11 protein-coding genes are annotated in these 12,467 nt (G+C 68.7%); 6 read left to right on the top strand and 5 right to left on the bottom strand.

The genetic code is table 11. From position 1 onward, the window contains the following. The coding region (locus D7X74_RS05025) for an energy transducer TonB (RefSeq protein WP_147446477.1) at nt 1–1,004 on the top strand (1,004 nt) is incomplete at its 5' end. Nucleotides 1,005–1,081: 77 nt separating this feature from the next. Continuing rightward, a complete protein-coding gene (locus tag D7X74_RS05020) occupies nt 1,082–1,981 on the top strand; it encodes a cation diffusion facilitator family transporter (RefSeq protein WP_120531766.1) in 900 nt (299 codons plus the stop codon). 83 nt (nt 1,982–2,064) lie between these two features. Here D7X74_RS05020 and gcvP read toward each other — a convergent pair whose 3' ends face one another. The 3 genes from gcvP to gcvT form a co-directional block, all read right to left on the bottom strand. After that, a complete protein-coding gene (gene gcvP / locus D7X74_RS05015) occupies nt 2,065–4,971 on the bottom strand; it encodes an aminomethyl-transferring glycine dehydrogenase (RefSeq protein WP_120531765.1) in 2,907 nt (968 codons plus the stop codon). A gap of 106 nt (nt 4,972–5,077) precedes the next feature. Beyond that, the gene (gcvH, locus tag D7X74_RS05010) at nt 5,078–5,461 is read right to left on the bottom strand and encodes a glycine cleavage system protein GcvH (protein WP_120531764.1); all 384 of its coding nucleotides are present in this window, start codon (nt 5,459–5,461) and stop codon (nt 5,078–5,080) included. A 44-nt stretch (nt 5,462–5,505) separates the two neighbouring features. Next, a complete protein-coding gene (gcvT, locus tag D7X74_RS05005; RefSeq protein WP_120531763.1) occupies nt 5,506–6,591 on the bottom strand; it encodes a glycine cleavage system aminomethyltransferase GcvT in 1,086 nt (361 codons plus the stop codon). 98 nt (nt 6,592–6,689) lie between these two features. Here gcvT and metF point away from each other — a divergent pair, with 98 nt between their 5' ends. The 3 genes from metF to D7X74_RS04990 are packed head-to-tail and all read left to right on the top strand — an operon-like array spanning nt 6,690 to nt 9,033. Next, complete coding sequence (gene metF / locus D7X74_RS05000) at nt 6,690–7,562, top strand: methylenetetrahydrofolate reductase [NAD(P)H] (protein WP_120531762.1); 873 nt, start codon at nt 6,690–6,692, stop codon at nt 7,560–7,562. Continuing rightward, a complete protein-coding gene (locus D7X74_RS04995; RefSeq protein ID WP_120531761.1) occupies nt 7,559–7,981 on the top strand; it encodes a hypothetical protein in 423 nt (140 codons plus the stop codon). The genes metF and D7X74_RS04995 overlap by 4 nt, the downstream gene beginning before the upstream one ends. Further along, entirely contained in the window at nt 7,978–9,033 is a 1,056-nt protein-coding gene (locus D7X74_RS04990) for a hypothetical protein (RefSeq protein WP_199732676.1), read from the top strand. The genes D7X74_RS04995 and D7X74_RS04990 overlap by 4 nt, the downstream gene beginning before the upstream one ends. Nucleotides 9,034–9,042: 9 nt before the next feature. Here D7X74_RS04990 and D7X74_RS45210 read toward each other — a convergent pair whose 3' ends face one another. Then, entirely contained in the window at nt 9,043–9,420 is a 378-nt protein-coding gene (locus D7X74_RS45210; protein ID WP_370450712.1) for an ADP-ribosylglycohydrolase family protein, read from the bottom strand. Nucleotides 9,421–9,430: 10 nt separating this feature from the next. After that, entirely contained in the window at nt 9,431–9,589 is a 159-nt protein-coding gene (locus D7X74_RS45205; protein ID WP_370450711.1) for a hypothetical protein, read from the bottom strand. Nucleotides 9,590–10,236: 647 nt separating this feature from the next. Between D7X74_RS45205 and D7X74_RS04975 the strand changes: the two genes are divergently transcribed. Next, nucleotides 10,237–12,402, top strand: a complete 2,166-nt coding sequence (locus D7X74_RS04975; RefSeq protein ID WP_120531759.1) for an FG-GAP-like repeat-containing protein — start codon at nt 10,237–10,239, stop codon at nt 12,400–12,402. The last annotated feature ends 65 nt before the right edge of the window (nt 12,403–12,467 follow it).

Raw genomic sequence — 12,467 nt, 5'->3', positions numbered from 1 at the left:
CCCCCCAGGTGAAGCCCCGCCCCACCGAGAAGCGCGAGACCCCGGAGGAGAAGAAGAGGCCGGAGGAGAAGAAGCCGGAGGGCCAGGTGGTGGACGTGGCGCCGGGAAATGAGCAGGTGTCCCCGGACGCGAAGTACCTGGCGGAGAGCAACAACACCGTCCAGAAGGAGACGCGCGCCAAGGACCAGACGGCCTTCTACCGCAACGCCATGCCGCAGAAGACGGCGCCCCAGAAGCAGGAGGGCGCGCCCACGGAGCAGGTGCAGCCGCCGCGCGTGTCCGGCAACAACGGCCAGGGCGCGGACGACAAGCCCCAGACGCAGGGCGGCCAGAAGCCCTCCTTCGAGATGCCGGAGACGCGCCGCAAGCAGGAGATCGCCATGAAGACGGATCCGCGCGAGCGCGGCCCGGGCATGGCGGTGAAGAACCAGTCGGAGAGCCACGCCACCCCGGGCAACGCGAAGCGCCTGCGCATCCAGCCCGGCGAGGGCGACACCAGCGAGGAGGACGGCTCCACCGGCCGCACCGGCTCACCGGGGCTGGCCACGCTGATGCCGTCCCAGGCCGCGATGGACCGGGTGGTGGGCGCGGCGCCCAACGACATGCTGCAGGACCAGGAGGAAGGCGACGGCACCTTCCTCAACACGCGCGAGTGGAAGTACGCGAGCTTCTTCAACCGCGTGAAGCAGAGCGTGGGGATGCACTGGAACCCCAACGAGCAGCTGCGCGTGCGCGACCCGACGGGCAACATCTACTCCGGGCGCGACCGGCAGACGCTGCTCAGCATCACCCTGGACGAGCGCGGGGCCGTGAAGGACATCCAGGTGGAGAAGAGCAGCGGCCTGGACTTCCTGGACATGGAGGCGGTGGCGTCGTTCAAGCGCGCCCAGCCCTTCCCCAACCCGCCGTCCGGCCTGCTGACCCAGGACGCGACGGTGCGCTTCCAGTTCGGCTTCTTCCTGGAAATGGGCGGCGGCCCGCGGATGCGGCTCTTCCGACAGTAGCCGCACCGTCCGACGTCGGGCACCCGGGCCCAACAGACGCTCGCGCCCGGGAAGCGGGGGCACTACCCTGCCTCGCCGTGGAAGCCACCCTCGTCGACCGAACTGCCGCGCTCCAGGAGCGCAACCGGAAGGTCCGCTTCGTCCTGTTGGCCATCCTCGTGGCCAACTGGGTGGTGGCGGTCGCCAAGCTCGTCTTCGGATTGCTCGCCCACTCCGCGTCGGTGACGGCGGACGGGTTGCACTCGTTCATCGACGGCGGCTCCAACGTGCTGGGGCTCGTGGCCATGGGCGTGGCCTCCCAGCCGGCGGACGCGGACCACCCCTACGGACACGGCAAGTTCGAGGCGCTCGCGTCGCTGGGCATCGGCGCGATGATTGGCGTGGGCATGTTGGAGCTGGGGCGCATGGCGTTCGACTCGCTCCTGCACGACAAGCACCCCACGGTGACGGCGACGATGGCGGGGGTGATGGTCTTCACGCTCCTCATCAACCTGGCCGTCACCCGCGTGGAGCGGCACTACGGGGAGAAGTACAAGAGCGCGCTCTTGCTCGCGGACGCGAAGCACACGCTGTCGGACGTGTTCGTGAGCATCGCGGTGCTCGTCTCCATTGGCCTCGTGGCGCTGGGCTTTCCTCGCGCGGACGGGCTCATCGCGCTGGGCGTGATGGTCTTCGTCGCGTGGGTGGCCTACGGCATCGTCCGGCAGGCGGTGGGCATCCTCTCCGACACGGCGCGCCTGGACCCCGCGCAGGTGTCCCAGCACACGCTCGCGGTGTCCGGCGTGCGCTCGTGCCGCAACGTGCGCAGCCGGGGCATGGAGGAGAGCGTCTACGTGGACCTGAAGATTGAAGTGGACCCCCAGCTCACCACCGCGCAGGCCCACGAGGTCGCGGACAAGGTGGAGGAGACGCTGCACGGCGCCTACCCGCAGGTGGTGGACGTCGTCGTGCACGTGGAGCCCGCCGGGCACCCCTGAGGGCCCGCCGGAAACACGAGGGCCGCCTTCCCATGGATTCAGGAAGACGGCCCCGGTGCTGACAGCGTGAGGGACGCGAGCGCTTACGCGACCTTCTGCGCGGGCGACTCGTAGTCTTCAATCGGCGGGCACGAGCACACGAGCTTCCGGTCCCCGAGCACGTTGTTGAGGCGACCCACGGACGGCCAGAACTTGTTGTCCCGCACCCACGGCGTGGGGAACACGGCCTGCTCGCGGGTGTAGGGGCGGTTCCACTCCGGCGCGGTGAGCGTGCGCGCGGTGTGCGGCGCGTTCTTGAGGACGTTGTTGTCCTTGGGGGAACGCCCCTCCTCCACGTCGCGGATCTCCTGGCGGATGGCGATCATCGCGTCGCAGAAGCGATCCAGCTCCGCCTTGGACTCGCTCTCCGTGGGCTCGATCATCAGCGTGCCCGCCACCGGGAACGACACGGTGGGCGCGTGGAAGCCGTAGTCCATGAGCCGCTTGGCCACGTCCTCCACCTCCACGCCCGCGGTCTTCTTGAGCGGCCGCAGGTCCACGATGCACTCGTGGGCCACCCGGCCGCGCTTGCCCCGGTAGAGGACCGGGTAGTGCGGCTGGAGGCGCTCGGCGATGTAGTTGGCGTTGAGGATGGCCAGCTTCGTCGCCTCCGTGAGGCCCTCGCCGCCCATCATCTGCACGTACATCCAGGAGATGAGCAGGATGCTGGCGCTGCCCCACGGCGCCGCGGAGATGGCGCCGATGGCGTCCGCCCCGCCCGTCTGGATGACCGGGTGTCCGGGCAGGAACTTCACCAGGTGGCTGGCCACGCAGATGGGGCCCATGCCCGGTCCGCCGCCGCCGTGCGGGATGCAGAACGTCTTGTGCAGGTTGATGTGGCACACGTCCGCGCCAATCAGGCCCGGCGCGGTGAGGCCCACCTGCGCGTTCAGGTTGGCGCCGTCCATGTACACCTGGCCGCCGCGCTCGTGGGTGATGGCGCAGATTTCGCGGATCTCCTCCTCGAACACGCCGTGCGTGGACGGGTACGTCACCATCAGCGCGGCCAGCCGGTCCTTGTACTCGTCCGCGCGGGCCTTCAGGTCCGCAAGGTCGATGTTGCCGTTCTCGTCGCACTTGGTGACGACGACCTGGTAGCCGGCCATCACCGCGGAGGCCGGGTTGGTGCCGTGCGCGGAGGACGGGATGAGGCACACGTCGCGGTGCCCCTGGCCCCGGGCCTGGTGGTACGCGCGGATGACGAGCAGGCCCGCGTACTCACCCTGGCTGCCCGCGTTGGGCTGGAGCGAGCACCCGGCGAAGCCCGTCACCTGCGACAGCGCGTGCTCCAGCTGCTCGAAGATGACCTTGTAGCCGGCCGCCTGCGAGGTGGGCGCGAACGGGTGCAGCTTGCTGAACTGCGGCCACGTCACCGGAATCATCTCCGCGGTGGCGTTGAGCTTCATGGTGCAGCTGCCCAGCGGAATCATGGAGTGCGTGAGCGACAGGTCCTTCGCCTCCAGCCGCCGCACGTACCGCAGCATCTCCGTCTCGGAGTGGTAGCGGTTGAAGATGGGGTGCGTGAGGAACGCGCTCTTGCGGCGCACCTCGGGGACGAGCGGGCTCTCCAGGTTGACAGCCACGTCCTCCAGCACCACCGGCTGCGCGGACTTGTTCGCGCCCTGGATGAAGGCCGTGAGGATGTCCTCCACGTCCTTGGCGCGCGTCGTCTCGTCCAGCGCCAGGCCCAGCGTCTTGTCGTCGATGCGGCGGAAGTTCATCTTCGCGCCCTCGGCGGCGGCCAGCACGCCGCGCACCTGCGCCGTGGTCAGCTCCACGCGCAGCGTGTCGAAGAACTGCTCGTGGCGCGGCTTGAAGCCCAGCTTCGCGAGGCCCCGCGCGAGCACCGTCGTGAGCCCGTGCACGCGCTCCGCGATGGCCTTGAGGCCGTCCGGCCCGTGGTAGACGGCGTACATGCCGGCCATCACCGCCAGCAGCACCTGCGCGGTGCAGATGTTGCTCGTCGCCTTCTCGCGGCGGATGTGCTGCTCGCGCGTCTGCAGCGCCATGCGCAGCGCGGGCAGGCCCTGCGAGTCCTCGGACACGCCGATGAGGCGGCCCGGCATCACGCGGGTGTAGGCGTTCTTCGTGGCGAAGAAGGCGGCGTGCGGACCGCCGTAGCCCAAGGGAACGCCGAAGCGCTGCGCGGTGCCCACCGCCACGTCCGCGCCGAACTCGCCCGGAGGCGTCAAGAGCGTGAGGCTCAAGAGGTCCGCCGCGACGATGAGCAGGCCGCCCGCCGCGTGCACCTGCTCGCCGAAGGCGCGGTAGTCGTGCACCACGCCGTCAGTGGCCGGGTACTGCACCAGCGCGCCGAAGAACTTCTTCGCGGACAGGTCCACCGTGCGGTGGTCGCCCACGACGACCTCCACGCCCAGCGGCAGCGCGCGCGTGCGCACCACGTCCAGCGTCTGCGGATGGCAGGCGTCGGACACGAAGAACGCCGCGCCCGTGGTGTCGCCCTTGGCCGCGTGCAGCGCGAGGCCCATGGCCTCCGCCGCGGCGGTGCCTTCATCGAGCAGCGAGGCGTTGGCCACCTCCATGCCGGTGAGGTCCGTCACCATCGTCTGGAAGTTGAGCAGCGCCTCCAGCCGGCCCTGGGCGATCTCCGCCTGGTAGGGCGTGTACTGGGTGTACCAGCCCGGGTTCTGGAAGATGTTGCGCAGGATGACGTTGGGGACGTGGGTGTCGTGGTAGCCCATGCCGATGAAGGACCGGAACACCTGGTTCTTCGCCGCGAGGGTCTCCAGCTGCGCCAGGACCTCCATCTCACCGCGGCCGGGGGGCAGACGCAGCGGCTCCTGGGAGCGGATGGCGGGCGGTACGGTGCGCTCGATGAGCACATCGAGCGAGTCCACACCCAGCGTGGACAGCATCTGCTTCACTTCGGGGGCCTCCGGGCCGATGTGCCGGCCGGCGAAGGACTCCTGGTACTTCCAGTTCAAGGACATGGTCGGAGGGGCTCGCGGGAGGTGCGGAAGGAGTCGGCGTCCGAACGGGTCGGGGCCTCGTGGAGCGTCTCTAACAACCGGGACGCGCCAGTTCTTGCGCGAAGGACTACTTCAGGAGCGCGCCGTACGCGGAGGCATCCAGGAGCTTGCCCACCTGCTCGGCATCCGAGGGCTCGATCTCCGCGATCCACCCCGCGCCGTACGGGTCGCTGTTGATGATGGACGGGTTGTTGGTGAGCTCATCGTTCACCTTCACCACGGTGCCGCTGATGGGCGCGTACAGGTCCGACACGGCCTTGGTGGACTCGATGACGCCGAACTGCTTGCCCTCCACCAGCTGGGTGCCCAGCTTCGGCAGCTCCACGTAGACCACGTCGCCCAGCGCTTCCTGCGCGTGCGCGGTGACGCCCACGACCACGGTCTTGCCCTCGACGCGGGCCCACTCGTGTTCCTTCGTGTACTTCAGGTTCTGCGGGATGGAATCGGACATGGAGGTTGCTCCTCGCGAAGGTGCGGAGGGATGGAAGGGATGAATCAGGACTTCTTCAGGAAGGGGGTCTTCACGACGACGGCGGGCACGGCGCGGCCGCGGATCTCCACGTCGAAGGTGGAGCCCTCGGTGGACAGCGCGGCGGGCACGTAGCCCATGCCGATGGGCTTCTTCACCGTGGGGCCCTGCGTACCGCTGGTGACTTCGCCCACGCGGGCGCCGTCCTTGAGGATGGGGTAGCCGTGGCGGGGGATGCCCGCGCCCGTGAGTTCGAAGCCCACGAGCTTGCGCTGCACGCCGGCGGCCTTCTGCGCGACGAGCGCGTCCTTGCCGATGAAGCCGCCCGGCTTGTCCAGCTTGACGATCCACCCCAGGCCCGCTTCCAGGGCGGTGTGCGCATCGTCGATGTCGTTGCCGTACAGCGCGTACTTCATCTCCGTGCGCAGCGAGTCGCGCGCGCCCAGGCCGCAGGCCTTCACGCCGTCCGGCTGGCCGGCCTCCAGGAGCGCGTCCCAGAGCTTCACCGCGTCGTCGGTGGGGCAGTACAGCTCGAAGCCGTCCTCTCCGGTGTAGCCCGTGCGGGAGATGATGGACTTCACGCCCGCGACCTCCCCCTCGGTGAAGCGGTAGGTGCCCACCTTGGACAGGTCCGCCTTCGTCAGCCGCTGCACGAGGCCAAAGGCCTTGGGGCCCTGGATGGCGATCTGCGCGAAGTCGTCCCCCCGGTCCACCGGCGTCACCCCCTCCGCTCTCGCCTTCATCCAGGCGAAGTCCTTCTCGCGGTTGCTGGAGTTGACGCAGATGAGGATGTGCTCCGGGCTGAAGCGGTAGGCGACGACGTCGTCCACGAAACCGCCCAGGTCGTTGAGCAGGCCCGCGTAGACGGCCTGACCGTCCTGGATGCGCGCCAGGTCGTTGGAGATGAGCCGGTTCACCGTCTCCAGCGCGCCGGGGCCCCGGAACTCCACCTCGCCCATGTGCGACACGTCGAAGAGGCCGACGGCGGTGCGCACGGCCTCGTGCTCGGCGATGACGGAGCTGTACTGCACCGGCATGTCCCACCCCACGAAGTCGACCATCCGGGCCCCCAGCTTTCGATGGGCCTCGTTGAGGGGCGTACGCCGGGTCATTGACTTCTCCATGGCAGGGGGTGGCGAAACGGCGCGGACTATAGCGACGCACCTTCTCCGATCAAGGCCGACGCGGAAGGGTCTAAACTGCTCCGGACATGAAGATCCGCAACTGCCTCAATCCCTCCCAGCCGTGCTTCTCGTTCGAGTTTTTTCCTCCCAAGACGGACGCGGGCGTGGCCTCGCTCCTGCGCACGGTGGAGGAGCTGGCGCCGCTGAATCCGGGGTTCGTGTCGGTGACGTACGGGGCGGGCGGGAGCACGCGGGACCGGACGGTGGACCTGGTGACGCACATCAAGAAGCACACCGGCATCGAGGCCATGGCGCACCTGACGTGCGTGGGGCACACCCGGGACGAGCTTCGTGACGTGCTGCGCCGGCTCGACGCGGCGCGCATCGAGAACCTGCTGCTGCTGCGTGGGGACCCACCGCAGGGGCAGCAGACCTTCGAACCGGTGCCGGGGGGCTTCCGCTACGCGGAGGAGCTGGTGCGATTCGTCCGAGAAGAGGATTTCAACTTCTGCCTGGGGGGTGCGTGCTATCCGGAGGGCCACGTGGAGACGGCTTCACGCGAGGACGACCTCAAGCACCTGAAGGCGAAGGTGGATGCGGGGATGGACTTCGTGGTGACGCAGCTCTTCTTCGACAACGCCTTCTATTTCGACTTCGTGGAGCGGGCGCGACGGGCGGGCATCAACGTCCCCATCGTCCCCGGCATCATGCCCATCACCAACTATGAGCAGGTCCAGCGCTTCACGCGCATGTGCGGCGCCACGGTGCCCATGCGGCTGGCGCTGCAGATGGAGCGCGTGAAGGATCAACCGGACGCGGTGGTGCAGTTGGGCGTCGCGCACGCCACGGTGCAGTGCATGGAGCTTTTGGCGCGCGGCGTGCCGGGCATCCACTTCTACACGCTCAACAAGTCCCCCGCGACGCGGATGATCGTCAGCGCGCTGAGGGCCCGCTCATGAGCGGCCCGGGACCACAGCTGGCGCCGGGGGATCCGCGCATCAGGATCTTCGAGATGGTGCGCTTCCCGGCGTTCTTCCAGCTCATCGTGGGCGTGCTGCACGTCACCTTCAGCCTGCTGGCGGCGGTGCTCGCGGCGCTCAAGGTGGCATCGCCCTTCTCCGCCCCGGGCCAGGCGCCCGCGGTGCTGGAGTTCACGCTGGGCCTCACGCTGGCGATCGTGTGCGGCGTGCTCTGCGGGGTGCTGGCCATCTGGGGAGCGTGGAGCGCGATGAACCTCAAGGGGTACGGGCTCGCCATGGTGGGCGCCATCTGCGCCATGTACACGCTGACGCCCGGGTGTTTCGTAGGGGTGCCGGTGGCGGCGTGGATGCTCTTCACGCTGCGCCGGGACGGGGTGCGACAGGCCTTCGAACCATGAATCCCCGGGCCGTGCGCACGGTGCGCTTCCTGCTGACGGGCGTGGGGCACGTGGGCGTGCCGCTGCTCGAAATCATCCAGTCGCGCGCGTCGCTGCTGATGGAGCGCTACCGGCTGGAGCTGCTGCCGGTGGGGCTGGCGGACTCCGGCGGGGCCGCGGTGTCGCCGCACGGGCTGGACGTGGCGGCGGTGCTGGCGGCGAAGCGGGCGAAGTGTTCGGTGGCGTCGCTGCCGGTGGTGGGCCGTCCGGGGATGACCGGGCAGGCGCTGGTGCGCGAGGTGAAGGCGGACCTGCTGCTGGAGGCCACGCCCACCAGCCTGAAGGACGGGCAGCCCGGGCTGGACATCACGCGGGACGCGCTGATGCGGGGCATGCCCGCGGTGCTCGCGAGCAAGGGGCCGCTGGTGCTGGGCTACCAGGAGCTGGCGGCGATGAGCGACCTGGAGTCACCGGGCCGGCCCCCCTTGCGCTTCAGTGGCGCGGCGGGTGCGGCGATGCCGCTGGTGACGATGGGCATGAGGGACCTGGCCCTGGGGAAGCTGGGCCGGTTCGAGGGCGTGCTCAACAACACCAGCCAACTGCTCCTGAGCCGGATGGCGGAGGGCCGGACGTACGAGGCGGCGCTGGCGGAAGCGCAGGCGCTGGGCATCGCGGAGCCGGATCCGTCACTGGACGTGGACGGCTGGGACACCGCGAGCAAGCTGGTCATCCTGGCCAACGCGGTGATGCGCGTGCCCACGACGCTGAAGGACGTGTCGGTGACGGGGATGCGCGGCGTGACGCGCGCGGAGCTGGACGCGGCGCGGGCGAAGGGCGGGCAGGTGCTGCTGCTGGCGCGCGCGGAGCCCCTGGGGGACGGACGGTGGGACTGGAGCGTGCGGCCCACCGTCGTGGACGCGTCCCATCCCCTGTCCCGGCTGGGCGCGATGGAGATGGGCGCGGTGTTGCGCAGCGACCTCCACGGCGTGAACACGATCATCAACGCGGAACAGGGTGCCCGGGGCACGGGCGCCGCGATGCTGAAGGACGTGCTGGAGATCTTCCCGGACTGAGGTTCGCGGTCAGGGAGCGGGCTTCAGCAACCGGGCGAGGAGCGGTTCCACCAGTTCCTCTCCCCGCAGCATCGACCGCCACCGGTGCGGAATCCCCTTCAGCCCGTACTGGAGGCCCGCGATGCCGCCCGCCACCGTGGTGTCCGTGTCGTGGCCCAGCCGGATGGCCGCCTTGATGACCTCCTCAGGAGATCGGTAAGAGTCTGGCCGTCCGGCAGGTAGAACACGTAGGGGCCGCGCAGGTGCCGGTGTCCCTTGAGTGCGTCCACCGCCGAGACTGGCAGATCCACCGTCCGCTCGCGCCCGTCCTTGGGGGAGCCCGTCACCCCGCGCCAGAGGGTGCGCCGGACGTGCAGCTTGCCGCGCTGCAAGTCCACGTCGCTCCAATGGAGCCCGATCAGCCTCCTTGCCGCGGCCCCGTCTTGAGGGCCACCAGCAGCACCGGCCGCCACTCCGGCTCGGCGTCGGCGACAAGCCGCTCGGCCTCCTCAAAGGTGAGGAGATCGAAGGCGGGCTTCTCCGTCCGGAAGAGCTTCACGCGCGGGACGTGGGCCACGTCGTTCCTCCCGGCATGGGCCGGCAGTACCTTTGCGTGCCTTTGCGCGAATCCCTCGCGCATGGGCACCGGAGCTTCCCGCCCATGTCCAATCCGTCTGACGCTCGGCATGCCGGGAGCGTTGTCCTCTTCACGAATGGCGACACCTCCCACGAGTTCTTCCGGGACTTGGGGCAAGGGCGTGTCGGCGAGCGAATCCTCCTCGCCCAGACCCGCACGGGACAGCGGCTGGGCCCATACGATTGCTGCGTCTACGTGCCACCCGGACGAGGTGACAACCGCGCCCGGTGGAGGGCCGCACCGCTCGAACAAGCATCTGCCAATCTAAAGAATGGCCAGGAAACTGAGCCCCCGCTCCATTCATTCATTCACAAATCATTCGTCGCCGCCGACGCGCGTCCGGCCCCACGTCGAACGTGATGGGTTTGCGCCGGAGCATGCACGAATGTCGCTGTGCGGAAATGCAGTCATTGTGCCGACTTGGCAGGATTCCGGCCGCGGCATGAAGTAGTGCTTGTTGAAATTGCCAGCGAGGCTGTAGTACGTTTCTCTGGGGGTGAATTCAGGCGGACCCGCAGTCAACAACAGTCTGTTGGGTACCCGCGACCTCCGCGCAGGCCGTGGTGCGTTCTTTCAGGAGGTTCCCAATGAAACGTCAATCCTCTTCTCTCCTCGTCATGCTCGCGGGGGCCGGTTTGCTCGGCCTCATCGGCGGTTGCAGCCCGATCTCCGTCGGAGACAATGACGCGTACGTCGGTTCGGCCGACTCCGCCCTCACCGCCGAGCAGTGCGATTACTTTGATGTCCAAGGTAAGGTCCAGATCTGCCACAAGACCAGCTCGGCGGTTCATCCCTACACGATCGTCCGTGTTAGCGAACAGGCGTGTATCAACGCGCACAGCGCTCACAACGGCGACTACGTCACCAGCCTCGACCCGACCTCGCCGCTCTACGACCCGACGTGCAGCGGCCAGGGCTGCCTGTCCGTGAACGCGCCGTGCGACGCCACGGTCCCCTGTTGCGACGGCCTCACGTGCCAGAGCGGCACCTGCGCCGACGTCAACGAGTGCGCCGCCGGTACCGACAACTGCAACGAAAACGCCACCTGCACCAATACCGTGGGCTCCTTCACCTGCGCCTGCAACGCGGGGTACGAGGGCGACGGCGTGACCTGCACCGACATCGACGAGTGCGCCGCCGGTACCGACAACTGCAACGAAAACGCCACCTGCACCAACAGCGGGGGCTCCTTCACCTGCGCCTGCAATGCGGGGTACGAGGGCGACGGCGTGACCTGTACCGACATCGACGAGTGCGCCGCCGGTACCGACAACTGCAACGAAAACGCCACCTGCACCAACAGCGGGGGCTCCTTCACCTGCGCCTGCAATGCGGGGTACGAGGGCGACGGCGTGACCTGCACCAGCATCGACGAGTGCGCCGCAAGCCCCTGCCTGAACGGTGGCACCTGCATCGACGGCGTGGGGAGCTACACCTGCAAGTGCGCGCCCACCTACGAGGGGAACATCTGCCAGTCTTGCTCCGGCACCCTTGGGGACTGCAACGGGAACTCGTCCGACGGCTGCGAGGTGAACCTCCAGAGCGACGCCAATAGCTGCGGCGCCTGCGGCATCGTGTGCTCGACGGGCCAGATCTGCTCGAACGCCACCTGCCAGACCGCCCCCATCGGCCAGGTCCCCGGCACGCCGGTCAGCTCCCCCGCGAACCACAACCCGCTGGCCCCGGCGGTCGCCGATGTGAATGGCGACGGCAAGCTCGACATCCTGGTGGCCAACGCCGAATCCGGGTCGATCCTGTTCCCCTCTGGCTCGCTCTCCGTCTTCCTGGGGAACGGCGACGCCAGCGTCCAGTCGGAGGTCAACTACGGGAGCGCCTCGCTCTCCAGCAACGCGGTCGTGGCCGTGGACGTGGACGGCGACGGGTGGCTCGACGCCGTCACCGTCAACGGCCAGACCAACCTGCTCCTCATCAACGGAAACATCAGCGTCTACAAGAACCTGGGCCCGAGCGCGCCCGGGACCTTCGGCGCGCCGACGAGCTTCACCACCGGCACCCCGGGCTCCGTCCACCTCTGCACCGGGGACTTCGATCACGACGGGGTGGCTGACATCGCCACGACGAGCGTGACCCTGAGCCAGGTGAGCGTGCTCTTCGGCACCGGCGCGGGCAGCTTCGGCGCGCCCACGTTCATCGGCATCCCGAGCACCGGCGGCGTGCAGTCGACGATCTCCTGCCGTGACCTGAGTGGCGATGGCTTCTCCGATCTCGTGGTGACGAGCCCCGCCAGCGCACGCCTGTCGGTCCTCATCAACCAGGGAGACGGCACGTTCGCCGCACCCGTCGCCTACAGCAATTCCGCCAGCGGCCAGACAGCGGGCATCGCCTTCGGAGACGCCAACGGCGACGGCACGCTCGACATCCTCTCGAACGGCGCGGCCGGCCGGTTCCTCTTCTACTTCAGAGGGAACGGCAACGGCACCTTCGCGAGCGGCGTTCAGTCAACCGCCGCGACCAATACGGGCGCCAACTCGGCGCTGGGCGTCGTGGCCGGTGACTTCAACGGCGATGGCAAGCTCGACGCCTACATCCTCGTGACAGCGGCCTCGGGCGGCGTCCGCCCGATGACCGGCAACGGCAACGGAGGCTTCACCGCGGGCACCGTCGTCACGACCGGCGCCTCGCCTGGCCTCAACGCCATCGCCACCGCGGACATGGACGCGGATGGGTACGCCGACCTCATCCTGACCAACAGGGGCTCCGGCACCGTGACCGTGGTCCCCAACGGACTCTAAGTCGCTGTCCGCGATGCCGCGATGGGACGGTGTGCCCTGATTTCAGCGCGGTCTCGGTAGGAGAA

This window comes from Corallococcus sp. CA047B (assembly GCF_003612065.1).
GTDB classification, from domain to species: Bacteria; Myxococcota; Myxococcia; order Myxococcales; family Myxococcaceae; genus Corallococcus; species Corallococcus praedator.
This window is presented reverse-complemented; position numbering and strand designations above follow the sequence as displayed.